Source organism: Streptomyces sp. NPDC030995 (assembly GCF_055571215.1).
Genome location: NZ_JBVIFS010000003.1, coordinates 270,202 through 293,543, shown reverse-complemented (window position 1 = coordinate 293,543; position 23,342 = coordinate 270,202). Strand labels below are relative to the sequence as shown.

At 72.2% G+C, this 23,342-nt stretch carries 22 protein-coding genes and 7 tRNA genes; 16 read left to right on the top strand and 13 right to left on the bottom strand.

Annotated features, from left to right (window positions below):
- Positions 1 to 201 precede the first annotated feature (201 nt).
- From ACZ45T_RS07600 to ACZ45T_RS07590, 3 genes are all read left to right on the top strand, one after another.
- A complete protein-coding gene (locus tag ACZ45T_RS07600) occupies positions 202 to 2,397 on the top strand; it encodes an elongation factor G-like protein EF-G2 (protein ID WP_468438444.1) in 2,196 nt (731 codons plus the stop codon).
- A 141-nt stretch (positions 2,398 to 2,538) separates the two neighbouring features.
- The gene (locus ACZ45T_RS07595) at positions 2,539 to 4,206 is read left to right on the top strand and encodes a hypothetical protein (RefSeq protein WP_468438442.1); all 1,668 of its coding nucleotides are present in this window, start codon (positions 2,539 to 2,541) and stop codon (positions 4,204 to 4,206) included.
- A gap of 37 nt (positions 4,207 to 4,243) precedes the next feature.
- Complete coding sequence (locus ACZ45T_RS07590; RefSeq protein WP_468438440.1) at positions 4,244 to 4,663, top strand: DnaJ family domain-containing protein; 420 nt, start codon at positions 4,244 to 4,246, stop codon at positions 4,661 to 4,663.
- Here ACZ45T_RS07590 and ACZ45T_RS07585 read toward each other — a convergent pair.
- Both ACZ45T_RS07585 and thrS read right to left on the bottom strand, forming a co-directional pair.
- Positions 4,660 to 5,220: an HIT family protein gene (locus tag ACZ45T_RS07585; protein WP_468438438.1), complete on the bottom strand. Its 561-nt coding sequence runs from the start codon at positions 5,218 to 5,220 to the stop codon at positions 4,660 to 4,662. The two genes, ACZ45T_RS07590 and ACZ45T_RS07585, sit on opposite strands and share 4 nt — an antisense overlap.
- A gap of 71 nt (positions 5,221 to 5,291) precedes the next feature.
- Entirely contained in the window at positions 5,292 to 7,268 is a 1,977-nt protein-coding gene (gene thrS / locus ACZ45T_RS07580; protein WP_468438436.1) for a threonine--tRNA ligase, read from the bottom strand.
- A gap of 332 nt (positions 7,269 to 7,600) precedes the next feature.
- On the opposite strand from thrS, the gene ACZ45T_RS07575 reads away from it, so the two are divergent.
- The 3 genes from ACZ45T_RS07575 to ACZ45T_RS07565 all read left to right on the top strand — a co-directional run bounded on the left by ACZ45T_RS07575 (position 7,601) and on the right by ACZ45T_RS07565 (position 10,138).
- Positions 7,601 to 8,104: a GNAT family N-acetyltransferase gene (locus ACZ45T_RS07575; RefSeq protein WP_468438434.1), complete on the top strand. Its 504-nt coding sequence runs from the start codon at positions 7,601 to 7,603 to the stop codon at positions 8,102 to 8,104.
- A 91-nt stretch (positions 8,105 to 8,195) separates the two neighbouring features.
- Complete coding sequence (locus tag ACZ45T_RS07570; RefSeq protein ID WP_468438432.1) at positions 8,196 to 8,546, top strand: effector-associated constant component EACC1; 351 nt, start codon at positions 8,196 to 8,198, stop codon at positions 8,544 to 8,546.
- On the top strand, positions 8,543 to 10,138 hold the full coding sequence (locus tag ACZ45T_RS07565; RefSeq protein ID WP_468438430.1) for a caspase family protein: 1,596 nt from the start codon (positions 8,543 to 8,545) through the stop codon (positions 10,136 to 10,138). The genes ACZ45T_RS07570 and ACZ45T_RS07565 overlap by 4 nt, the downstream gene beginning before the upstream one ends.
- A 22-nt stretch (positions 10,139 to 10,160) precedes the next feature.
- Here ACZ45T_RS07565 and ACZ45T_RS07560 read toward each other — a convergent pair whose 3' ends face one another.
- Both ACZ45T_RS07560 and ACZ45T_RS07555 read right to left on the bottom strand, forming a co-directional pair.
- Positions 10,161 to 11,366, bottom strand: coding sequence for a hypothetical protein (locus ACZ45T_RS07560; RefSeq protein ID WP_468438428.1), 1,206 nt, complete (start codon positions 11,364 to 11,366; stop codon positions 10,161 to 10,163).
- A complete protein-coding gene (locus ACZ45T_RS07555; protein ID WP_468438426.1) occupies positions 11,366 to 11,968 on the bottom strand; it encodes a DUF4365 domain-containing protein in 603 nt (200 codons plus the stop codon). The genes ACZ45T_RS07560 and ACZ45T_RS07555 overlap by 1 nt, the downstream gene beginning before the upstream one ends.
- A 227-nt stretch (positions 11,969 to 12,195) precedes the next feature.
- On the opposite strand from ACZ45T_RS07555, the gene ACZ45T_RS07550 reads away from it, so the two are divergent.
- Entirely contained in the window at positions 12,196 to 12,921 is a 726-nt protein-coding gene (locus ACZ45T_RS07550) for an exonuclease domain-containing protein (RefSeq protein WP_468438424.1), read from the top strand.
- A gap of 87 nt (positions 12,922 to 13,008) precedes the next feature.
- Here ACZ45T_RS07550 and ACZ45T_RS07545 read toward each other — a convergent pair.
- Positions 13,009 to 13,080 (bottom strand) — tRNA-Val (locus ACZ45T_RS07545).
- A 129-nt stretch (positions 13,081 to 13,209) separates the two neighbouring features.
- Between ACZ45T_RS07545 and ACZ45T_RS07540 the strand changes: the two genes are divergently transcribed.
- A complete protein-coding gene (locus ACZ45T_RS07540) occupies positions 13,210 to 15,540 on the top strand; it encodes an SCO7613 C-terminal domain-containing membrane protein (protein WP_468438422.1) in 2,331 nt (776 codons plus the stop codon).
- Between the two features lie 80 nt (positions 15,541 to 15,620).
- Here the strand turns inward: ACZ45T_RS07540 and ACZ45T_RS07535 are convergent.
- Positions 15,621 to 15,692 (bottom strand) — tRNA-Val (locus ACZ45T_RS07535).
- A 46-nt stretch (positions 15,693 to 15,738) separates the two neighbouring features.
- On the bottom strand, positions 15,739 to 16,188 hold the full coding sequence (locus tag ACZ45T_RS07530) for a TIGR02611 family protein (protein WP_468438420.1): 450 nt from the start codon (positions 16,186 to 16,188) through the stop codon (positions 15,739 to 15,741).
- Positions 16,189 to 16,365: 177 nt separating this feature from the next.
- Between ACZ45T_RS07530 and ACZ45T_RS07525 the strand changes: the two genes are divergently transcribed.
- Positions 16,366 to 16,779, top strand: a complete 414-nt coding sequence (locus ACZ45T_RS07525; RefSeq protein ID WP_030011909.1) for an SsgA family sporulation/cell division regulator — start codon at positions 16,366 to 16,368, stop codon at positions 16,777 to 16,779.
- 199 nt (positions 16,780 to 16,978) lie between these two features.
- A complete protein-coding gene (locus ACZ45T_RS07520) occupies positions 16,979 to 17,599 on the top strand; it encodes a CGNR zinc finger domain-containing protein (RefSeq protein ID WP_468438418.1) in 621 nt (206 codons plus the stop codon).
- Here ACZ45T_RS07520 and ACZ45T_RS07515 read toward each other — a convergent pair.
- A complete protein-coding gene (locus ACZ45T_RS07515; protein WP_468438416.1) occupies positions 17,540 to 17,713 on the bottom strand; it encodes a hypothetical protein in 174 nt (57 codons plus the stop codon). The two genes, ACZ45T_RS07520 and ACZ45T_RS07515, sit on opposite strands and share 60 nt — an antisense overlap.
- Before the next feature lie 99 nt (positions 17,714 to 17,812).
- Positions 17,813 to 18,271 (bottom strand): hypothetical protein, encoded by a 459-nt coding sequence (locus tag ACZ45T_RS07510; protein WP_468438414.1) that lies wholly within the window; start codon positions 18,269 to 18,271, stop codon positions 17,813 to 17,815.
- 183 nt (positions 18,272 to 18,454) lie between these two features.
- On the opposite strand from ACZ45T_RS07510, the gene ACZ45T_RS07505 reads away from it, so the two are divergent.
- Positions 18,455 to 18,949 (top strand): DsbA family protein, encoded by a 495-nt coding sequence (locus ACZ45T_RS07505; RefSeq protein ID WP_468438412.1) that lies wholly within the window; start codon positions 18,455 to 18,457, stop codon positions 18,947 to 18,949.
- A 39-nt stretch (positions 18,950 to 18,988) separates the two neighbouring features.
- Here the strand turns inward: ACZ45T_RS07505 and ACZ45T_RS07500 are convergent, their stop codons facing one another.
- Genes ACZ45T_RS07500 through ACZ45T_RS07490 form a run of 3 tightly spaced genes read right to left on the bottom strand, consistent with a single transcriptional unit; the run spans position 18,989 to position 21,791 of the window.
- The gene (locus ACZ45T_RS07500; RefSeq protein WP_468438411.1) at positions 18,989 to 19,831 is read right to left on the bottom strand and encodes a GNAT family N-acetyltransferase; all 843 of its coding nucleotides are present in this window, start codon (positions 19,829 to 19,831) and stop codon (positions 18,989 to 18,991) included.
- Between the two features lie 43 nt (positions 19,832 to 19,874).
- The gene (locus tag ACZ45T_RS07495) at positions 19,875 to 20,696 is read right to left on the bottom strand and encodes an aminotransferase class IV (protein WP_468438409.1); all 822 of its coding nucleotides are present in this window, start codon (positions 20,694 to 20,696) and stop codon (positions 19,875 to 19,877) included.
- 12 nt (positions 20,697 to 20,708) lie between these two features.
- Positions 20,709 to 21,791 (bottom strand): chorismate-binding protein, encoded by a 1,083-nt coding sequence (locus ACZ45T_RS07490; protein WP_468438407.1) that lies wholly within the window; start codon positions 21,789 to 21,791, stop codon positions 20,709 to 20,711.
- A 180-nt stretch (positions 21,792 to 21,971) separates the two neighbouring features.
- On the opposite strand from ACZ45T_RS07490, the gene ACZ45T_RS07485 reads away from it, so the two are divergent.
- From ACZ45T_RS07485 to ACZ45T_RS07465, 5 genes are all read left to right on the top strand, one after another.
- Positions 21,972 to 22,044, top strand: a tRNA-Gly gene (locus tag ACZ45T_RS07485).
- A gap of 41 nt (positions 22,045 to 22,085) precedes the next feature.
- Positions 22,086 to 22,159: transfer RNA gene (locus ACZ45T_RS07480), tRNA-Cys, on the top strand.
- Position 22,160: 1 nt separating this feature from the next.
- Positions 22,161 to 22,232, top strand: a tRNA-Val gene (locus tag ACZ45T_RS07475).
- A gap of 19 nt (positions 22,233 to 22,251) precedes the next feature.
- A tRNA-Val gene (locus tag ACZ45T_RS07470) sits at positions 22,252 to 22,323 on the top strand.
- A gap of 48 nt (positions 22,324 to 22,371) precedes the next feature.
- Positions 22,372 to 22,443 (top strand) — tRNA-Val (locus ACZ45T_RS07465).
- A 245-nt stretch (positions 22,444 to 22,688) separates the two neighbouring features.
- On the opposite strand, the gene ACZ45T_RS07460 is transcribed toward ACZ45T_RS07465, so the two are convergent.
- Positions 22,689 to 22,874, bottom strand: a complete 186-nt coding sequence (locus ACZ45T_RS07460) for a hypothetical protein (protein WP_327261602.1) — start codon at positions 22,872 to 22,874, stop codon at positions 22,689 to 22,691.
- Between the last annotated feature and the right edge of the window lie 468 nt (positions 22,875 to 23,342).

Below are 23,342 nucleotides of genomic sequence, written 5' to 3'. Positions count from 1 at the left end.
GGGCCCATCGTAGCCAGCGCGCCGCCGCCCGGATGCCGCGCACCCACCGGTTCGCGCCATGTAAGACGTACTTCACGTCGCGGACCGGCTCCGGGGCGCTCCCGGGGCCGTCCCCGGTACGACGTATGGACGCGGTGTGACAGCAGTGCAAAGCTCGAAGAACCGCGTATTCCTCCGTCACCACCGGGAGGCACGAGCACCATGGGAGCCACATCACACCAAGCCGGAGCCGCCGGCAGGGCACTGACGGCCGACCGCCCCTCCGCCATCCGGAATGTCGTGCTGGTCGGCCACAGCGGATCCGGCAAGACCACGCTGGTCGAAGCCCTCGCCCTGACCGCCGGAGCGGTCAACCGGGCGGGCCGGGTCGAGGACGGTGCCACCGTCTCCGACTACGACGAGATCGAACACCGCCGGCAACGCTCGATCCAGCTCTCCCTCGTCCCGGTCGAATGGGGCGGAATCAAGATCAACATCCTGGACACCCCCGGATACGCCGACTTCGTCGGGGAACTCAGGGCCGGTCTGCGCGCCGCGGACGCGGCCCTTTTCGTCGCCTCGGCCTCGGACGGGATCGACGGGGCCACCCGCATGGTCTGGGACGAGTGCGAGGCCGTCGGCATGCCCCGCGCCATCGTCGTGACGCACCTGGAGGCCGCCCGCTCCGACTACACGCAGATGACCACCGTCTGCGGCGAGATCTTCGGCGCCGAGGATCCCGACGCGGTCATCCCGCTCTACCTCCCCCTGCACGGAGCGGCCGGCCCCGACGGGCACGCCCCCGTCACCGGCCTCCTCGGCCTGCTCTCCCAGCGCGTCTACGAGTACGCCTCCGGCGAGCGCGTGGAGCGCGACCCGGACCCCGCCGAGCTCGCCCTCATCGCCGACGCCCGCTCCCGCCTCATCGAGGGGATCATCGCGGAGAGCGAGGACGAGAGCCTCATGGACCGCTACCTCGGCGGCGAGGACATCGACATCAAGACCCTCGTGGACGACCTGGAGCGCGCCGTCGCCCGCGGCACCTTCCACCCCGTCCTGATGGCCGCTCCCGCCACCGACGGCGCCAAGCAGGGCCTCGGCACGGTCGAACTCCTCGAACTGATCACAGGCGGCTTCCCCACCCCCGTGGAACGCGCCGCCCTCACCGTCCGCGCCCCCGACGGCTCCGCCCGCCCCGCCGTCACCTGCGATCCCGCCGGCCCCCTCGTCGCCGAGGTCGTCAAGACCTCCTCCGACCCCTACGTCGGCCGCGTCTCCCTCGTACGCGTCTTCTCCGGCACCCTGAACCCCGAGGAGACCGTGCACGTCAGCGGGCACGGCCTCGCCGACCGCGGCCACGAGGACCACGATGTCGACGAGCGGATCGGCGCCCTCAGCTCCCCCTTCGGCAAACAGCAGCGCACCCTCACCCGGTGCATCGCCGGGGACCTGGCCTGCGTGGCCAAGCTCTCCCGCGCGGAGACCGGAGACACCCTCTCCGCCAAGGACCAACCGCTCCTCATGGAGCCCTGGACCATGCCCGACCCGCTGCTCCCCCTCGCCGTCGAGGCCCACAGCAAGGCCGACGAGGACAAGCTCTCCCAGGGCCTGGCCCGGCTCGTCGCCGAGGACCCCACCATGCGGCTGGAGCAGAACCCGCACACCCACCAGGTCGTCCTCTGGTGCCTCGGCGAGGCGCACCAGGACGTCGCCCTGGAACGGCTGCGCACCCGGTACGGCGTCCAGGTCGACCCCGTCCCGCACAAGGTGAGCCTGCGCGAGACCTTCGGCGCCAAGGCCGCCGGCCGCGGCCGGCACGTCAAACAGTCCGGCGGCCACGGCCAGTTCGCGATCTGCGAGATCGAGGTGGAGCCGCTCCCGCCGGGCAGCGGCATCGAGTTCGTCGACAAGGTCGTCGGCGGCGCGGTGCCCCGCCAGTTCATCCCGTCCGTGGAGAAGGGCGTACGCACCCAGGCCGCCCGCGGGGTCGCGGCCGGATACCCGCTGGTCGACGTGCGGATCACCCTCCTCGACGGCAAGGCGCACTCGGTGGACTCCTCCGACGCCGCCTTCCAGACCGCCGGGGCCCTGGCCCTGCGCGAGGCCGCCGCCGAGGCCCGCATCGACCTGCTCGAACCGGTCGCCGAGCTCGCCGTCCTCGTCCCCGACGAATACGTCGGCCCGGTCATGAGCGACCTCGCGGGCCGGCGCGGCCGCGTCGTCGGCACCGACCAGGCCGGCGCCGGGCGCACCCGGGTACGCGCCGAGATCCCCGAGATCGAGATCGGCCGCTACGCCGTCGAGCTGCGCTCCGTCTCGCACGGCACCGGCCGCTTCGCCCGGGCCTACGCCCGGCACGAACCCATGCCCCCACAGATCGCGGACAAGGTGCGCGAACAGGCCGAGAAGGGAAGCTGACTGACATAGCGTCGGAAGAGTCGCCCACCCAACCTTCTTGCGGTGGGCGGCATTTCCCTGTCCCATGACCATGGGGGGAGATCCGCCGATAGGCTCATCGGCGCACCAAAAGAGCACGAACGCACAGCGATGGGGGCAGCGGTGGCGGACGACGGATTCGACTTCAGGCCCGGGGCGCAGATTCCTCTCCAGGGCGGCAGTGGGCAGACGGCGGCGACCAACGCCCTCGCCTCGGCCGCGTACCGCGACGGCGGAAACGACAGCAAACTGGAGAAGATACTCACCGCCAACAGCGAGAACCACCCCGCGACGGTCAAGCCCCCGAAGATCTCCCTCTTCGAGCCCAGCCTCGGCGAGGCCTTCTGCCGGGCCGTCGAGGCCCGCACCCTGGCCCCGGGCCGCAAGCCCCTCATCCAGTCCTTCGGCGCCGATCCGCAGTCCGTGGTGGAGCACTGCCTGGCCGCCTCCCACATCCGCAAGGAGCGGGACCGCAGGCTCCGGCTGATCATGCTGGTCTGCGGCGTGCTGTTCCTGCCCGGTCTGCTGCTCTGGCTGGGCCTGTTCCAGCTCCGCAAGAGCCTGGCTTCCAAGGAGGGCAAGCGCGGATCCGCGATCAGCACCGCGGTGCTGGTCGGCGTCGGCATCGTGGCGGCCGTCCTGATGTTCAAGCTGCCGCTCACCGGTGTCCTCGGCTTCTACGCGCGCGGCGTGATCATCGCCCCGGTCCTGGGCTGGCTGCTCGCCCGCCGGACCTGCGAGGCCACCGCACGGGACCTGCGGGCCCGCTGGGACGGGCTGCTGTCCGGCGGCGGGGTCGGAGCCAAGATCCCGGAGGCCGTGCCCGGCAACCCCGACGAGAAGGCGCGCGAGGACCTGCGCCACCAACTGGCCAAGCTCACCGCGGAGGACCGCAGCAACCAGGTCTTCTACGCGGGCCCCAAGGGCATACTCGGCATGGGCACCCGGTGGGGCAGCTGGCAGATGGCCGAGGAGCTCGCCCCCAAGGTCGAGGGCATGGAGATCCACCCCTTCCGCAGCTGGGACGTCATACGCGCGATCGACACCCAGCTCCGCAAGCTGGAGCGCGGCCCCCTGCACACCGGCGGCTTCCCGCCCGCCGCGATCCAGCACTGGATCGTCACCCCGATCGGCGAAGGCGCCGCCGAGGTGGCCCGCCCCACCGGCGAGAACGTCGAGGCCTTCCTCATCAAGCCGCACGAGATCACCCGGATCTGCAACGAGCAGCAGTTCAGCGCCGGCAACCGGCACTACCTGGGCATCCAGTACCCGCTCTGGGACGGCCAGCTGGTCATCAACATGCTGGTCACGGTCACCGTGCTCTACAAGACCCTGCGCGTCGACGTCACCGCGCACGCCCTGGGCCCCGTACACGGCCTGTTCACGACGAAGTCCGCGGCCCCGGTGGTGGAGGTGCCCAAGAGCATCCGCTTCTGGGAGACCGTGGAGCGCCCGCTGCCGCTGGTGAACGCCCAGGAGGTGGTGCGCCTGGCCGTGCGCGCCCCGCTGACCTGGTACCCGCCGATCCTCGACTTCTTCGGCGGCAAGCTGGTCCTGCCCGAGCCCTTCGGCCTGCGCCACGTCTGGGCGAGCTCCATGTGGCGCCACCGGTTCATGGCCGACGACGCCCTGCGCACGGTGGCCCCGGTCCTGCGGTCGATCCACGCCGCGACCTTCAAGGTCCTGGAGGAGAACGGCGTCGACACCGACAAGTTCACCAACCGCTCCTCGATCATGAGCGGCCTCATCCAGGAGCCGGCGCCGCGCAAGGCGGACGTGTACGACGCGTAGGTAGGCTGAAGGCCGGGGCGACTCCCGAGGAGGGACCATGACCGAGCGCAAGCCGCCTGGTGTCAGCGTCGAGTCCTGGGTGGACCGGCAGATCCGGGAGGCGGCCGAGCGCGGCGACTTCGAGAACCTGCCGGGCTGGGGAAAGCCGCTGGCGTCGCTCGACGAGCCCTACGACGAGCTGTGGTGGATCAAGGGCAAGATGCACCGCGAGGGCTTCGCCGTCCTGCCTCCGGCGCTCGCGCTGCGCAAGGAGGCCGAGGACGCCATGGAGGCGGTCCGGGCGGCCCGTTCCGAACGCCGGGTACGGGCCATCCTCACGGAGATCAACGAGAAGATCGCCGCGGCCCTGCGCATGCCCCCGCCGGGTCCGCCGCTGGGCCTGACCGAGTTCGACGCCGAGGCCGTGCTGGAGACGTGGCGCGAGACGCGCCCGGACACGCCCCCGGACAGGACCTAGCCGACGGGCCAGGCGTCGGCCAGCATCTGGCGGGTGTCCGCGAGGAGTTGGGGCAGCACCTTGGTGTGGCCGACGACCGGCATGAAGTTCGTGTCCCCGCCCCAGCGGGGCACGATGTGCTGGTGCAGGTGCGCGGCGATGCCGGCCCCGGCGGCCGCGCCCTGGTTCATGCCGATGTTGAAACCGTGCGCGCCGGAGGCCTTGCGCAGCGCGACCATCGCCCGCTTGGTGAGATCGGCGAGCTCGGCCGTCTCCGGGGAGTCGAGCTCGGTGTAGTCGGCCACGTGCCGGTACGGGACGACCATCAGGTGCCCGCCGTTGTACGGGTAGAGGTTCAGCACGGCGTAGACGTGCTTGCCCCGGGCCACGACCAGGCCGTCCACGTCGGACATCTCCGGAATCCCGCAGAAGGGACAGCCGTCCCCGGCCTCCGGGCCGGTCGGCTTGTTCTCCCCCTGGATGTAGGCCATCCGGTGGGGCGTCCACAGACGCTGGAACGCGTCCTGCGTGCCCACACCGATCTGCTGCTCCGGCTCAGTCGTCATGGCGGCAAGCATATGACCTTGCCTTCGGCTACGAGGAAGGCCCCCGGAAAGTGATCACTTCCCGGGGGCCTTCCACCGACGCATCAGACCTGGACGCGGTCCGCGACGACCTTGGCCAGCTTGGCCAGCGCCTCGTCCTTGGCGATGCCGTTCTCCTGCGAACCGTCGCGGTAGCGGAAGGAGACCGTGCCCGCGGCCATGTCCTCGTCACCGACGATGATCATGAACGGAACCTTGAGCTTCTGGTGGTTCCTGATCTTCTTCTGCATGCGGTCGGAGGAGGCGTCCACCTCGACCCGCAGGCCCTGCTTCTTCGCCGCGGCGGCGAACTCCTGCAGGTACTCGACGTGCCCGTCGCCGATCGGGATGCCGACCGCCTGGACCGGGGCCAGCCACGGCGGCATGGCGCCCGCGTAGTGCTCCAGCAGCACGGCGAAGAACCGCTCGATCGAGCCGAACAGCGCGCGGTGGATCATGACCGGCCGCTGGCGCGAGCCGTCGGGCGCGGTGTACTCCAGGTTGAAGCGCTCCGGCAGGTTGAAGTCGAGCTGGACGGTCGACATCTGCCAGGTACGGCCGATGGCGTCCCGCGCCTGCACCGAGATCTTCGGGCCGTAGAAGGCCGCGCCGCCCGGGTCGGGGGTCAGCGGGAGACCCTGCTTCTCGGCGACCTGCTGGAGGACCGCGGTGGCCTCCTCCCAGACCTCGTCCGAGCCGACGAACTTCTCCGGGTCCTTGGTGGACAGCTCCAGGTAGAAGTCGGTCAGACCGTAGTCGCGCAGCAGGTTCAGCACGAAGGTGAGCGTGCGGTCGAGCTCCTCCGCCATCTGCTCACGGGTGCAGTAGATGTGCGCGTCGTCCTGGGTGAAGCCCCGGGCGCGGGTCAGCCCGTGCACGACGCCGGACTTCTCGTACCGGTACACGGTGCCGAACTCGAAGAGACGCAGCGGCAGCTCGCGATAGGAGCGGCCACGCGCATCGAAGATCAGGTTGTGCATCGGGCAGTTCATGGGCTTGAGGTAGTAGTCGGTACCACCGTCGAGCTGCATGGGGGGGTACATGCCCTCCGCGTACCAGTCCAGGTGCCCGCTCTTCTCGAAGAGGGCGCCCTTGGTGGCGTGCGGGGAGTAGACGAACTCGTAGCCCTCCTCCTCGTGCCGGCGGCGCGAGTAGTCCTCCATGGTCCGGCGGATGATGCCGCCGCGCGGGTGGAAGACGGCGAGGCCGGAGCCGATCTCGTCCGGGATGGAGAAGAGGTCCAGCTCGTTGCCGAGCTTGCGGTGGTCGCGCTTCTCGGCCTCGGCGAGGAAGTCGAGGTGGGCCTTCAGCTCCTCCTTCGACGGCCACGCGGTGCCGTAGATGCGCTGGAGCATGGGGTTCTTCTCGCTGCCGCGCCAGTAGGCGGCCGCGTTGCGCATGAGCTTGAACGCGGGGATGTTCCGGGTGGTGGGCAGGTGGGGGCCTCGGCAGAGGTCCTTCCAGCACAGGTCGCCGGTCTTCGCGTCCAGGTTGTCGTAGATGGTCAGCTCGCCGCCGCCCACCTCGACGTTCGCGCCGTCGTCGGTGGACGCGGAGCCCTTGATGCCGATGAGCTCCAGCTTGTACGGCTCGTCGGCGAGCTCCTCGCGGGCCGCCTCGTCGGTGACCACGCGGCGGGAGAACTTCTGGCCCCGCTTCTGGATCTCCTGCATCTTCTTCTCGATGGTCTTCAGATCATCGGGAGTGAAGGGCTTGGCCACGTCGAAGTCGTAGTAGAAGCCGTCCCGGACCGGCGGGCCGATGCCCAGCTTGGCCTCGGGGAACAGCTCCTGCACGGCCTGCGCCATGACGTGCGCGGTCGAGTGGCGAAGGATGTTGAGGCCGTCCTCGGAGGAGATCTCCACCGGCTCGACGGTCTCGCCGTCCTTCACTTCGTACGCGAGGTCCTTGAGCTCCCCCGCGATGCGCGCGGCGACGATGGTGCGCTCGCCGGCGAAGAGCTCCGCCGCCGTAGTGCCCGTGGCCACCACGCGCTCGTCCCGCTCGGAATCGCGTTGGATGATCACACGGACGTCTGACACCGGTCTCTCCTGACTCAGGGGGTGCGCGAGCGAACACTGCGCGCCTGAATCGTACCGAGCGGAGTGGCTGCGCCGCTAAACGGTTACCTGGCGGCCGATCTCCCCGGCCCTGGAGGGGCTCCGGCTGCGCCGACGCGCCGTGGGGCGGGGACCCTCCGGGACGTCCCCGCAGGTCGAGCGAACCCACCACTGGGCAACTGACCGGTCCGGCTCGGGGTTCGCGAGCCGAGGAGACGTCTCGGAGGGGCCCCGCCCCACCCCGAAGCCCCGCGGGCCCCGCCCCAGAGCCCGCGCCTCAAACGCCGGCGAGGCTGGACGGGTAGCGTGGCCGTATGCCGAGCCCGCAGATACGCCCGCTGGACCTGACCGACGACGCCACCGCGGCCGAAGCGCACCGGATCGGGCGAGCCGCGTACGCGGTGGAGGCGGAGCTGATCGGCTTTGACGGCATCCCCGCGCTGAGCGAGAGCCTCGCGCAGATGCGGGCGCAGGACCTGCGCTGGGTCGGCGCCGTCTCCGAAGCCGGGGAGCTCGCCGGTTTCCTCGCCTGGGAGGAAACGGCCGACGGCGGCGTCTGCATCGACCGGCTCTGCGTGGCCCCGGCCTGGTTCCGCCGGGGCGTCGCCTCCCTGCTGCTGCGCCACGCGCTGACCGAGCTCTTCCCGGACCGCCCGGTCGAGGTCACCACGGGCGCGGCCAACACCCCCGCGGTCACGCTCTACGCACGCCTGGGCTTCACCCGCGGCGAGGACTTCTCCCCCGTCCCGGGTCTGCGCATGGCCTCGTTCACGCACGCCCGCGGCGCGGGTGCGTCCGCCGGCGCCGGCGCCGCGTAGGGAGCGCCCCGTCTGCGGGGAAGTACCGGCGGCGCCGGTGGAACCTGACTAGCATGTGCGGCCTGCGAGTTGCGACATATGGGGGTACTCCATGATCGTGCAGGTCGGCCTGACCGGCGACGGGGCGGGCGACGAGCTGCGCCGGCTGGAACAGTGGCTGCGTCAGGACCAGGAGCTCAGGCGGGTCACCATCACCGCCCAGGCCGCGCCGGTCGAGGACGGTGACATGGGCCCGGTGACGGAGGCCCTCCAGCTGCTGCTCGAACCGCAGGGCGTCCTGACCGCCGTCGCGGCCTCGCTGGGCACCTGGGCCGGCGTCCGGCGCCGGCAGGTGCGCATCCGCGTGCGCAGCGGGGAGAAGGAGGTGGAGATCGACGCCTCCCGGCTCGAGGACCCGGACGAGGTGGCCGTCCGGATCGTGCGCGAGCTGGACGGTCGGTGAGCGGGCCCTCCTTCCCGTCCTTCGGGTCCGCGCGCGCGGTGCTGATCGGCGCCGCGTCCTACACCTCGCGGGACCTCCAGCCGATCCCCCACTCCGCGCGCAACATCCGCGACCTCAAAGCCGCCCTCACCGACGGGGCACTGGGCGGCTTCGCGGCGGACGACGTACGGCTCGTGGACGACCCGGACAAGGCCCAGGACATCATGGAGCCGGTCAGGGCGGCCGCCGAGGAGGCGGAGGACGTCCTGCTGGTCTACTACAGCGGCCACGGCCTGATCGCCGCGGCCACCGGCGATCTTCACCTCAGCATGACCGAGAGCGAACCCGGTCAGGACTGGAGCAGCCTGCGGTTCTCGTACCTGGCGGGCGTCGTCAAGCAGTCCCGCGCGGACGTCAAGATCGTGATCCTGGACTCCTGCTTCAGCGGCCTGGCGCACTCCGACCTGATGGGCGCCGAGTCCCAGCTGATCAGGGACCAGCTAGCCCGTGTCAAGGGCGTGTACTCCATGACCTCGGCTCCGGAGGACAGGCGCTCCAAGGCGCCTGCGGGGGCCAGGAACAGCGCCTTCACCGGTTTCCTGCTGGCCGCCATGCAGGAGGGCGTCCCCGGCGCCGGCCCGGTGCTGGAGGCGAGCGACCTCTACCACGAGGTACGCCGGCGCATGTGGGACACGGGCCTCGCGCTCCCGCAGGAGTGCGGCAAGACGGGCGCGGGTGCCTTCCCCCTCGTACGCAACCGGGCCTTTTCACCGCCGGCCCCGAAGCCGGATCCGATCCCGGAGCCGGTACCGCGGCCGATTCCGGTACCGGCCCCCCTGGACCGCGCCCTGCCGCCCGCCGAGGGCGTCCCGGTCCCCCGGGCCGCCACTCCTTCCGGAGGGCCCGCCTTCGCCACCGTTCAGAGCGCCGGCTACCGCATCGGAGACGTCAACGCCCGCTTGGCACATGTCATCGCCACGGTGGCCGACCCCGACCGGTGGTCGCAGGCCGCCCCGCCCTATTTCCGGACCGAGGCCGGCCGGAAGTACCACGGGTACGACGTCGCCGAGGTGAACGCCTACATCGAGCGGCACCGCCACGAACCCACCACGTTCGCGGACGCCCTTCGCCTGGTGCTGATGCTCCGCGGCTTCACCCCCGTGCGGGGTACCGGACGTCCGGGCTGGATGACGGCCATGCTCGGGGACTGGATGGCGGCCACGCTCAGAAAGCGGTACGACATGGCCGACGGGGAGCAGTTGGTCGGCTATGCCACGAACAGCGCGAGCCGCTCCGTCGCGTTCACCGATACGCATCTCTGCGTTCTGAATTCCCCGAAGCTCCTGAGGGTCCCGTACTCCCGGCTCGAAGGCCTCTCCCTGTCCGTCTCGTCCCATCACGAGCGCGTGGTGACCGTCACCGATCTGGGGGGAAGCAACGAGGACGTGCTCATCGTCGTCACGACCCTCAGGTTCGGACACCACCGGATGGAGATCAGGGAGGGCGCGGACGGCCCCCTCCTGTCGGCCCTGAGCAAGTTCCTCCCGGCGATGGCCGACGTCCGCGAGCGGCACCCCGAGTGGTTCGCCCGGGCCGCCGCGCCGCCGCCCTGAGCCCAGTCCGGGCGGACAGGACCTAGTCGTCCGACGGCAGTACGTCCCCGGGGTCCAAGGCCTCGTCCAGCGACTTCATCAGCCGGTCCCGCTCCACCTCGTCCAGCGGGACCGGCGTCACATCCGTGGCATCGGAGAGCCTGCGGAAGCCGCCCCGCCGCTGCAACCGCCCGCTGACCCGGACCGGCAGGCCCACCAGGTGCGCGTGGCCCGCCACCCGGTACGCCTCCTCGTCGAGCGCGGCGCGTACGTACGGCACCTCCGCCCCGGCCAGGACCCGCAGCCGCACCGTGCCCCCGCCCCCCGGTGCCGAGCGCCGCATCCGGACCACCGCCCCCACGATCCGGACCTGCACGGCCGGCTCGTCCCGGGTGTACCGCGCCGCGGCCTCCCGCAGCACCGGCAGGTCGCCCGGCGAGAACTCCACCGGCTCGGGCCGGGCCGCGCACCCCGCCGGGACCCCCGCCGCCGGCGCCCAGGCCAGCGCGATCCGGGCTCCCTCCGAACCCCGGACCAGCGCGATCAGCGCGTCGGCGAGCTCCCGGCTGACTCCGGCCTGCACGGCGGCGTCGAAGGCCTCCATGCCACCGGTGGCCCGCTGGTAGTCCACGGCTTCGCGGGCGGCGTACAACGCGTGGTGGAGCCGGGTCATGGTGCCCCGCCCGCCGTCCACGGGCACGTACGCCGTCAGCCGCCGGCCGCCGGGATGCGGCCCCACCAGGACCCCGTCCAGGGCCCGTTCGGCCTGGGCCCGGTGCCGGGCGCCGTAGTAGCCGGCCCGCGCCCGCTCGGCGAGGGCTCCGGCGAGCAGGAGCTGCCTGGCGGCCGAGCGCAGCTGCTCCTGCACCGTCCACGCGGCCTCGCCCTGCAGCCCGTACGCCCCCTGCGGGATCTCCCGGTCCCAGCGGATCTCGTCGCTGGGCACGCTCAGCCCGTAGAGCACCTCCCGCGCGGAGGGCAGCGCGCTGCGCGAGAGCGCGGTGAGCGCCTCCTCCAGCAGGTCGGCGCAGTCGGGGAAGGTCCGGCTCTCGGGGACGAGCAGGCTGGTCCCCGAGTACCCGGGCGGCGTCCAGCGCCCGTACCGCCCGGCGGCTCCGCCCCGGCGCAGCCAGCCGTGCCGGTGCAGGAGCGCGCCGAGCACCGCCGGATCGACGTGAGCGGGGTCGGGTGCCCCCGAGGCGAACTCCGGGGACGGCAGCGGTTCGAGGTTCGGCGAGTGCCAGTGCATCAAGGTGTCCCTCCCGACCCGACCCGGGTCATGATCTCGCACAGCGCCCGGTCGTCGAAGATCCGCGTGGTGGGGATCCGTACGGTGGTCCGCCGCCGGCCGGTCACGGGGTGTCCGGCGAGATTGGTCCAGTAGCAGCAGTGCCGCAGGTCGAGCCGGTCGTGCCCGGCGGCGAGCCACTGGTCGCGCTCCCGCGGGACGAGCATCACGACGAGGATCTTGTGTACGGCGACCGGGGTGCGGGCCAGTTTCACCAGGTGCTCGTTGTCGAGGGTGAAGGCGAAGGTGGGCCCGGCCGGCCTGGGCGGTATCTGGTAGGTCGCCTTCAACTGCACCTTGATGGTGATCTCGTCGTCGACGACGTGCTCGGGGGCGCCGTGGCTGACGTGCCAGTCGATGCCGTTGTCCGGAAAGGGCTGGGAGAGCGAGCAGCCGGCCGCGGCGGCGACGGCGTGCAGGTATCCCACCTGAAGGGTCTCCATGCAGGCGGTGGTGGCGAGTGTGCCGCGCAGCGGTCCGGTCCGCGCGCCCTCCGGCGTACCGGTGCGCGGATCGATCTGCCCCGCCAGCACCCCGCCCTGTTCGGGCTGCGCGAGCGCCATGGCCGGCTCCCCATGCCTTCCGGGCCTCAGGTCCTGTCCGGTGGTGGGTGGGGTGATGACCGGTCATGTGTGCGGTCCCCCAAGGGTGTTGTCTCCGCACCCGGGTCCCCGCAAACGGCGTACGGGGCAAACAGCCCGGGTATCACCGCTTCGGGCATGGACGGCACGTTCCGAGGCGGCGGCGCCCGGATGTGCCCCATCTGCCGATCGGGGACGAGGAGTTCGCCATGACACGCTGGTACGAGGGCCCGCTGGCCGCATTCGACACCGAGACGACCGGGGTGGACGTCGAGCAGGACCGGATCGTGTCCGCCGCGCTCATCGTGCAGGAGTGTGCGGGCGGCCGGGTCCGCACCACCCGCTGGCTGGTCAATCCCGGCATCCCGGTGCCCCCTGGCGCGACGGAAGTGCACGGGCTCACCGACGAGCACTTGCAGCGCCACGGGCGCTGGCCGGCGCCGGTGGTGGAGGAGATAGCCCGCGCGCTCGGGGAGCAGCAGATGGCCGGGCGGCCGGTGGTCGTGATGAACGCGCCGTTCGATCTGACGCTGCTGGACCGGGAGTTGCGCCGGCACCGGGCGTCCTCGCTGTCGCGGTACCTGGAGAACCGGCCGCTGACGGTGCTGGACCCGCGGGTGCTGGACAAGCACCTGGACCGCTACCGCAAGGGCCGCCGGACGCTGACGGACCTGTGCGCTCACTACGGGATCGAGCTGGAGGCCGCGCACGACGCGGCGGCGGACGCGCTGGCCTCGCTGGAGCTCGTACGGGCGGTGGGCCGCCGGTTCGCGGCGCGGCTGGAGCGGCTGACCCCGGCCGAACTGCACACGCTCCAGGCGGTGTGGCACGCGGCGCAGGCGCGCGGGCTGCAGGCGTGGTTCGCCCGCCAGGGGACGCCGGAGTCGGTGGATCCGCACTGGCCGCTGCGGCCGGACCTGTCGACGGCGGCGTAGTTCCGGTCGTCGGCGCGGGACCCCGTACATCGGGACCCCGTACATGCGGAAGGCCGGTCCGTCTTGCGACGGACCGGCCTGTCCCGGTGGGCGATACTGGGATCGAACCAGTGACCCCTTCGGTGTGAACGAAGTGCTCTCCCGCTGAGCTAATCGCCCGGGAACGCACCGAACAATACAGAAGGCCTGCGGCTGGTTCAAACCGCTTCCCCGGCCGGGGCGTACTCAGACGCATCTGAGTACGCACGCCCATGTCCTGACTGCGTGACCGGCGCCACACTGCGGACTATGAACATGCCTGTGCCGCCGGCCGAGGAGCTGGCGCTCATCGACCGTGAGCTGGTCCAACTCGATGCCCGGCGACTGTATTTGCTGACCCGCCGGGACTGGCTGCTGCGGTTCCTCCAGCAGTCCGGACCCGCCGCCCCGGCCGTCGGCCGGTGGCCCGCCACGGCCGCCACTCCGTCGAAGGAGACCTCCGCCCCGAGCGCGCAGAACGTGCTGCTCGCCCTGGGCGCGGTACTGCTGGCCGTTGCCGCGCTGGCGTTCACGCTGGTCAGCTGGGGGTCGATGGGGATCGCCGGGCGTTCGGCGGTGCTGGCCGTGGTGACGGCGGCGGCGCTGGGCGCACCCGTCCTGCTGCTGCGCCGCGGGCTGCGGTCGACGGCGGAGTCGGTCGCCGCGGTGGGGCTGCTGCTGACGGTGCTGGACGCGTACGCGCTGTACGCGGTCGGGATGCCGGACGCCGACGGCACCGGGTACGCGGCGGGCGCGGCCGCGGTGCTGGCGGCGGTGTGGGCCGGGTACGGGCTGGGGCTGCGCACGCTGCGGATCCCGCTGCCGGCGGCGGTGCTGGCGGCGCAGTTCCCGCTGCCGCTTGCGGCGCTGGCCGCGCAGGGAGGCCCGCTGGAGCTCGGCTGGGCGCTGCTGGCGACGGCGGGGCTGGACGCGGCGCTCGCGCTGCGGGTCCGGACGGCGGCGATCCCGGCGGCCGTACTGGGCGCGGGGGCGCTGCTGTTCGGGGTGTCCCAGTCCTGGTCGGCCGCTTCGGCGGCGCAGGCGCTGGCGCCGGCGGTCCTGCTGCTGGCGGGCGCGGCCCTGGGCACGGCGGCGGCCTGGCGCGAGCCGCGCGCCTCGGCGGCGGCCCTGGCGGGCGGCCTGGCGGCGGTGGTGGCGCTGGGCGGTGTGGCCCGGCCGCACCTGGATCCGGCTTGGTCGGTGGTGGTGCACCTGCTGGTGGCCCTGCCGCTGCTGGCGGTCGTACGGCTCCGCAGGCTCCCGGAGGCGGTGAAGCGCGGGCTGGCCCTGGCCGGGGCGGTGGTGGCCGCCCTGGCGGCCCTGTCGGCGATGTCGGCGGTGGCGCCGACGCTGCTGGCCCGGGTCCGGGTGCTGGACGAGGTGTGGGCGGTGACCAGCCCGGCCCGCGATCCGTTCTGGCCGGGGGCGGCGGTTCCGCTGGCCCTGCTGGTGACGGCGGGGGCGGCCTGGTGGCTGTCCCGCGCGCTGGCCCGGCCGGAGCCCGGGGTGGTCTCGGTGGTGCTGGCCTGGTCGGGGCTGTTCACGGCCCCGGTGCTGCTCGGCTTCCCGGTGGCGGCGGTGTTCGCCGCTCAGCTGGCGGTGACGGGCGCGGCGGGGTTCCTCGCCCTGCGCTCCCCCGCCCGCGGAGCCGGGATCGCGGCCGCCGCGTGCGCGCTGACGGGCGCCGCGAACGTGTCCCTGGGGGCGCTGGACGGCCGGACGTCGACCTTCGCGGTCTGGGGGCTGCTGGGCGCGGGCTGCGCCGCGGCGGCGGCGTACGGGCGCGCCCCGCTGTGGGCCCGTTCCGGCGCCGCCGTGTGCGCCGTCGGGTACACCACGGGGGTGCTGGTGGCGGTGGGCGCGGTGACGGACCTCGCGGTGGTCTGGTGGGCGCTGCCGGTGCTCGCGGTCCCGGCGCTGGTGGCGGCGCTCGGTCCGCGGCTGGGCGGCGTACGGCTCCCCGCCGAGATCGCGGCGGCCGTGTCCGGCGCCCTGGCGGTGGCCCTGTCGGCCGGGCGGGCCGGGACGCTGGCGCTGGCCTTGGCGCTGGCCGGGGTGATCTGCGCGGGGTCGGCGGTACGGCCGGACCGGCGCGTGCTGGGCTGGGCGTCGGGGGCGCTGTTCGTGGCGGCGACCTGGGTCCGGCTGGCCGAGGCCGGGGTCACGGCGCCGGAGGCGTACACCCTGCCGGTGACGGTGCCCGCCCTGGCGGTGGGCCTGCTGCGCCGCCGCAGGGACCCGCAGGCGTCGTCCTGGACGGCGTACGGCCCCGGCCTGGCGGCGACCCTGCTGCCGAGCCTGCTCGCGGCCTGGGGCGACCCGGACTGGACCCGCCCGCTGCTGCTGGGCGTGGCCGCGCTGGCGGTGACCCTGACGGGCGCCCGCCGACGGCTCCAGGCCCCGCTGCTGCTGGGCGGGGCGGTGCTGGCGGCGGTGGCGCTGCACGAGCTGGCCCCGTACGTGGTGCAGGTCGCGGGGGCGCTCCCGCGCTGGGTGCCGCCGGCCCTGGCGGGCCTGCTGCTGCTGGCGGTGGGGGCGACGTACGAGAAGCGGCTGCGCGACGCGCGCCGGCTGCGGGACGCCATCGGGAGGCTCGGCTGAGGGCGGGCCGAGGCCTGGCTGAGAGCGGGCCAACGCCAGAGGCCCGGAGACTGTGAAAGTCTCCGGGCCTCTGGTCCGGGTGGGCGATACTGGGTTCGAACCAGTGACCCCTTCGGTGTGAACGAAGTGCTCTCCCACTGAGCTAATCGCCCGGACGCACCGCAAACATTACCGCATGTCAGCGGTGCTCTTTGACCATCACTGGTCCTTGAGGTTCCAGGGCAGGACGAGCCCGTACTTCCACAGGTAGAAGCCGATCAGGGCGCCCGCGATGACGAGGCCCACGCTGGTCAGGATGATGTTGCGGCGGCGGACCTTCGGGTCGAGCGCCTTCTGCGCGGCCTCGGTGACCTTGCGCTTGGTCCAGCGCAGCACGAGGTGGGCCCAGGCGAACTCGGTGGCCCAGATCGCCAGGCCCGCGAAGATCGCGACCCAGCCGGGGCCGGGCAGCACGAGCATGGCGACACCGGCGGCGATCACGGCCAGGCCGACGACGAAGACGCCGACCTGCCAGCTGAGGTGCAGGCCCTTGCTCGCCTTGATGAAGGCGGGCGCCTTCGATACGTGCGGCGCTTCGGCCGCGGCTTCCGCAGTGGATTCGTCGTCGGCGGCGGACTCGTTGGCCCCGCGGTCACTCCCCGTATTCATGAGGTCGAATCTACCGGAGCGCGAAGCACACGTGAATGGTGGTTTGGATCCGCCGTCCGAGGGACCCAGAGGTCCGCAAAACGGTCAGAGGGGTTTACAACGGCACCGTAGGTGGCATGTCGATTTCGCCGACGTGCGAATCCCCGAGCGCACACTGAGCGAAAGGCCCTGGCGCTTATGAACACCACGGTCAGCTGCGAGCTGCACCTGCGCCTCGTTGTGTCGAGCGAGTCCTCACTGCCTGTTCCCGCGGGCCTGCGGTATGACACGGCCGACCCCTACGCCGTGCACGCCACCTTCCACACCGGCGCCGAGGAGACGGTCGAATGGGTATTCGCCCGCGACCTCCTCGCGGAGGGCCTCCACCGGCCCACCGGTACCGGCGACGTCCGCGTCTGGCCGTCCCGCAGCCACGGTCAGGGCGTCGTCTGCATCGCCCTGAGCTCACCGGAGGGAGAAGCGCTGCTCGAAGCACCCGCCCGAGCACTCGAGTCGTTCCTCAAGCGGACGGACGCCGCGGTCCCACCAGGGACCGAGCACCGGCACTTCGACCTCGACAAGGAGCTCTCCCACATCCTGGCCGAAAGCTGAGCCAGGCCTACAGCCGCTCGACACCGTCCGACTCGGGGCGACGGTGCGACGCGGACAACCACATACGGCAGTGCCGGCGCTGTTCCCGCGGAAGCCACCCGCGAGGACGGCGCCGGTGTGCTTTGCGAGACCCGCTAGAGTCGGGCGGCAGCGGCGGCAGCGGTCCGTCGCCGCAGGCCCGGCCCCTGAGGGAGACCCCGTGCAGATCCCCCACGACACTCGACGCGCGCTCGACGTCGTCGTCGCGCTGGTGAACACCGCGGCCGAGGCGGACCAGCCCGACGGACTCTCGGACATCAGCGAGCTGCGCTCCTTCGTCCAGGAGTACGCGATCAGCGACGTCGGCGAGCTGGGCGCCCGCGACCTGGCCGGCGTCCGGACCGTGCGCTCCAAATTCGCCCAGGTGTTCGCGGCACCGAACCCCCGTGCGGCGGCCGTACTGATCAACGAGCTCGTGGCGACGGCCGGCACGACCCCGCAGCTGACCGACCACGACGGCTACGACTGGCACGTGCACTACTTCGCGCCGGGCGCGTCGGTGGGCGACCACTTGGCGGCCGACGGCGGCATGGCACTGGCCTTCATCGTGGTCTCCGGCGAGGAGGAACGGCTGCGCCGCTGCGAGGCCCCGGACTGCCGGCGTGCCTTCGTGGACCTGTCCCGGAACCGTTCCCGACGCTACTGCGACAGCCGGACCTGCGGGAACCGGCTGCACGTGGCCGCGTACCGGGCCCGGCGCAAGGAGGCCGACGCGGGGGCGTCAGAGCACGAAGAGGTCGTGCACGGCGGCGAGCAGCAGCAGGATGCCGATCACCGCTAGGAAGATCATCAGGGGTGGCTGGGAGAGCGCGAAGAGACAGCCTCGCGGCTCCTCGGCAGCAGGGGCGGGTACCGGCGCGGGAACCGAGGAGTCGGTCGGTGATGTCTCGAGCATGTCGGGGCGATGATGGCGCAGCGGGCCGCCGCGCGTCCGTCAACACGCCAACATCGGCGCGGTAGTTCGCCCGATCTTGTGGACCTGGGGGCTCCGGGGTCAGATGCCGTGCTTCTTGAGGATGGCCTCGATGTCGGAGAAGTCGTCCCCGGGAGCGGCGGCCGGCGCCTTCCCGTGCGCCTTGGGCTCGGGGCGTACGCCGGCTCCGGCGGCGCCGAGCGACGGCGCGGAGGCGGCCGGGGCGACGGCCTCGGGGGCAGCGCTCCCCTTGACCTTCTTCGCGGGCTTCTCGGCCTTGCCGAGGCCGCGGCGCTCGATGGCGCGGGTGGTGACGAAGAGCAGCCAGGCCAGTGCCAGCAGTCCGAAGCCGGCCCAGACGGTCGGCTTGAAGACCATCCCGGACACCCAATCCACGACGCCCGTCATCACGAGGCCGACCGGCACGAGCGCGTACGCGGCGATCCGCGCGGCGGACAGGAAGCGCTTGCGGTAGGCGGTCAGCGCGGCGATGCCCAGGCCCGCCGCGGACACCGCGGAGCAAATGGTCTCGGCAAGCATGCGGTCCTCCGGGCTCTGGGCGGCTGGGCGATCTGTCCCCATCCATCCTGCACCGCCCGGCGCCGCAGGGGCCAGGTCGAGGGGCCCTCCCGCACGGATCTCGGGGACATCTCGGGGTTCGCCTCCTCCCCAGGGGGTGTCTTGCCGGTCGGTGGGGTGGGCGGTGGCTGGGAGAATGTCGGTATGACCGATCCCGTGATCCTCGACGTCTGGTGCGAACTCCAGTGCCCGGACTGCCACAGCGCTCTGGACGACGTACGCGCCCTGCGGGCCCGCTACGGCGACCGGCTGGACATCCGGCTGCGCCACTTCCCCCTGGAGAAGCACAAGCACTCCTTCGCCGCGGCGCAGGCCGCCGAGGAGGCCGTCGAGCAGGGGCGGGGCTGGCCGTACGCGGAGGCGGTGCTGGCGCGTACCGCGGAGCTGGGTGAGCGCGGCGAGGCGGTGCTGCTGGACGTGGCGCGTGCACTGGATCTCGACGTGGAGGAATTCGACACCGCCCTGATCGACGGGCGGCACATCCTGATCGTCGACGCCGACCAGGCCGAGGGCAAGGCCATCGGCGTGACCGGCACCCCGACGTACGTGATCGGCGGCGAACGCCTCGACGGCGGCAAGAGCCAGGACGGCCTGCGCGCCCGCATCGAGGAGATCGCCGACCGCCTGCTCGCCTCCTGAGGCCCGGGGCCGGTCCTGGGCCTGGTCCTGGGCCTGGGCCTAGATCAGCTCCTTGACGGCGTTCACCGTGGTGTCCCGGTACCCGAGCGACTCGTAGAGCCGCCGGGCCGGGGTGTTGCCCTCGACCACGTACAGGCCCAGGAGGCGGCCGCCGGCGGCCAGCGCGGCGCGCTCGGCCAGCAGCATGAGGGTCCGGCCGTGCCCCTGCCCCCGGTGTTCGGGCGCGACCCGGACGTCGTACACGTACGGGACGCTGCCGAGGCCGGGCAGTTCGCGCTCCCCGACCCACACGCTGCCCAGGATCCCGTCCTGCGGCGTCTCCACCACGAGGAGGGCCGTGCCGGGGGTGTCCCGGCCGGCCGGCAGCATCTCGGCGTGCTCGGCGCGGGAGGCGGCCACGCCCTGCTCGGCGGTCATGCCCGGGGCGACGAGGCGGGGGGCGTACTCCACGACGGCGAGCTCCAGCCAGGCGTCGAACTCGGCCTGCGTCATCGGGCGGCCGGAGCTGCCCGCGGGGAGCGCGGGCGGTCCGGCGGCCAGTTCCTTGATCATGACCCGCCCGGTCTCCCGGTAGCCGAGGGCCGTGGCCATGCGCAGGGCGGGCGCCGCGTCGGCGGGTACCGACACGGCGACGCCGGTGCAGCGCCAGGAGCGCAGCACTTCCTCGGCGGCGAGCGCGGCGACCGTGCCGCGGCCGCGCCGGCGGTCCGGTTCGTCGATCCACAGCTCCCGGATCACGCCGATCCCGGGCTGGGCGGCGGACCGGGTGGCCAGTTCGAGGGTGCCGACGTGCCGGCTGTTCACCCGGACCTCGTAGGTCCGGGATCGGGTGCCGTCACTGTTCTCCTGGAGCGGCTGTGCGGGCCGCAGGGTGGTGGTCATCACTTGGTGTTCTACCTGCCCCGCGGCTCCGCGTCACTGGTGCTCACGGATCCAGGTCCGCACCGGCCTTCGCTTCGAAGATCCGCATCGCCTCGGCCGTGACCGGTCCCGGGGCGGTCCCCAGCTCACGGGAGTCGACCCGCAGGACCGCCTGGACATCGCGCAGCGAGGAGGTCAGGAAGATCTCCTCGGCCTGCTCCAGCGCCTCGAAGGGCAGGTCGGTCTCCTTGGCGCCGGCCCATTCGACGACGAGGGCCCGGGTGATGCCGGCCAGGCAGCCGGAGGTCAGGGGCGGGGTGTGCAGCTCGCCGTCGAGCACGACGAAGACGTTGGAGCCCGTGCCCTCGCAGAGCCGGCCGACGGTGTTGGCGAGGAGCGCCTCGGAGGCCCCGGCCCGGTGGGCGGCGGCGAGCGCGACCACGTTCTCGGCGTACGAGGTGCTCTTCAGGCCGGCCACGGCGGAGCGCTCGTTGCGGACCCAGTCCACCGTGACGACCTCGGTGGTGTCGGGGCGGCGGGGGGACTCCACGGCGGCGACGATCAGGGTGGTCCCGGCGTCACCGCGATCGGAGCCGAGCGGGGAGACTCCGCCGGTGTAGGTGACGCGCAGCCGCCCGTGCTCCATCGGGTTGGCCTCCAGTACGGCCGCGCAGGCCCGGCGCACCTCGTCGAGGTCGGGGTCCGGGAGGCCGAGGCCCCGGGACGAGCGGGTCAGCCGCTCCAGGTGGCGGGTGAGCGCGAAGGCCCGGCCGCGCTCCGCCTTCAGCGTCTCGAAGACGCCGTCGCCCACGGTCAGCCCGTGGTCGAAGACGGACACCTTGGCGTCGTGCACGTCTCGCAGCGTTCCGTCGAGCCAGATTCTCATCGTGCGCCTTTCCTATGGTGCCGTTCGTCCTATGGTGCCGTTCGCCGCCCGGGTGGCGGTCGTCTCTCGGCCCGCGGCCACCCTCAGCAGGCGGGCTGCCTTCAGCTCGGTCTCCGCCCACTCGCGGTCGGGATCGGAGCCCCAGGTGATCCCGGCTCCGGTGCCGAAGAGCAGGCTGGGGCCACCGGGGGCCTCGCGGTCGATCCAGAAGGTACGGATGCCCACGGCGAGCTCGGCGGTTCCCCGGTCGGCGTCGACCCAGCCGATTCCTCCGCAGTAGGGGCCGCGCGGGGCGGTCTCCAGGGCCTCGATGATCCGCAGGGCGGAGGACTTGGGCGCGCCGGTGACGGAGCCGGGCGGGAAGGTGGCGGCGAGCAGCTCGGGCCAGCCGGCGCCGTCGGCGAGCTCGCCGCTGACGGTGGAGACGAGGTGGACCAGGCCCGGGTGCTCCTCGACGGCGCACAGCTCGGGGACGGTGACGGAGCCCGTGGCGCAGACCCGGCCGAGGTCGTTGCGTACGAGGTCCACGATCATCACGTTCTCGGCGTGGTCCTTGGGGAGCAGGTCGGCGACGGTGCGTCCGGTGCCCTTGATGGGGCCGGATTCGATGTGGCGGCCGGCCCGGCGCAGGTAGAGCTCCGGGGATGCGGTGGCGATCTCCACGCCGTGCGCGGCCAGCCGAATCGTTCCTGCATAGGGCGCGGGGTTGCCGCGCGCCAGGAGCGCCGTGAGGGCGTCGACGTCGGCACGGTCCGGGTGGGGCAGCGGCGCGGACATCACGCGGCACAGATTGGCCTGGTAGACCTCACCGGCGGCGATGTGCTCGCGGATGCGGCGGACGCCGTCGACGTACGCAGCGCGGTCGAGCGAGGAGGTCCACTGGTCGGCCTCGGGTCCGCGCCAGGCACCGGGGACGGGCGTGGGGACGGGGTCGGGGCGTACGTCGCCGAAGCGCGCGCAGACGAGCCGCCCTTCGAAGTCGGCGGCCACCGCCCAGAAGCCGGTGGAGTCGAGGGCACCGGGATCACTGGTGACGTCTCGGAGGTCGGTCGCGAGGAGGCCGCCGAAGCGGGCCATGGGGGGCAGGTCGTGCACGGCTGCGAGTCTATGACCGGTGACGCGGCGGCGCCGGTGCGGTGACGGCCGGGTGACCTGTGGTGATCGAGCGGCAGCACGCTGCGGAAACGCGTTTTTGAGCTGGCCCCGGAATCCGCTAGAGTTCAACACGTCGCCAGGGAGCGAAGGGGGAAAACCCCGGAGTGAACACGGTGACCTGCGGACGTAGCTCAGTTGGTAGAGCACCACCTTGCCAAGGTGGATGTCGCGAGTTCGAGTCTCGTCGTCCGCTCGAAGTGGGGGATTTCTTCCCGAGAACCCCTGCAGCTCCATGGTGGAGTGGCCGAGAGGCGAGGCAACGGCCTGCAAAGCCGTCTACACGGGTTCAAATCCCGTCTCCACCTCCAAGGACGATTAGCTCAGCGGGAGAGCGCTTCCCTGACACGGAAGAGGTCACTGGTTCAATCCCAGTATCGTCCACTGATCCGCAAGGATCCCCGCGCGATTAGCTCAGCGGGAGAGCGCTTCCCTGACACGGAAGAGGTCACTGGTTCAATCCCAGTATCGCGCACGCAGCACCTGCACCACCTGCTTGACCTGCGGCTTGATAGCCGTTCCCGCGCGATTAGCTCAGCGGGAGAGCGCTTCCCTGACACGGAAGAGGTCACTGGTTCAATCCCAGTATCGCGCACAGCCCGAAGCCCCGGCCGTCTCCACGGCCGGGGCTTTCGCGTTCCCCCCGTCCGGGCCAGCGGGCACGGGGACGTCCACGGGGACGGGCCTGCGAGAGGTTCGAAAAAGGGTGCTGCCCGTCCGACTCCCCAGTCGTACGGGCAGCACCCTTCACCTGCCGTCCGTCCGTCGCGCCCCCGTCCCCACGGGGTTCGACAGGATGATGTCTTGGCCCGGGCCGCTCTCCCGGGCCTGGGGCGCCGCTCAGCGCCCCAGCATCACGCCTACGGACGACGCCTGTGCCGCCAGCTGATCGAAGCCTCCGAAGAGGAAGAGCAGTACGGCGGCCAGGGGGAGCACCATGGCCGCGGCCACCAGTGGGTGACGCGTGCCGGACTCATGGCCGTTGAACGCGAATGCCTTGCGTCCCTGCCGGGCGATGTCCGCCATGGTCCTCTCCCTGTCGTTTGGAAGCGGCGGGCTTTTGACCTCGGGGGAGGGGCACGTCACCCGCCGCTTGTCCTCAACACTAGGCGGGCTCAACGTTCCTGGCCTCATGCCTTCGTACCCCTTGCCGGGCCTCCGGGAGGATGACGGGGCCTCCCCCGCGTACTCCCCTGGGTGGAGATCGCTCATCCGCTGTCGGGGTCTTCCCGGAGGGGATGACCGGAGGGTAGTGACTTCGCTCACTTTCGTCACTCCCTGTTGATGCGTGTCCGTCCACGGGACACCGGCAAGATCGACTCGGGTGTGGGCGGCGCACGGCCGCACGTTGGCGGGAGCCGGCCCGCCCGGAGGCCTCAATCCCCTTGCCGGAAGGGCCGTTTGGGCGTGCGGGCCGGCTCCGCTGCGCCATCGCGGATTTTCACTGAGGCTCCCTCAAGTGTGCTGTGCCGCACTGACAATCGAATCCTCCGG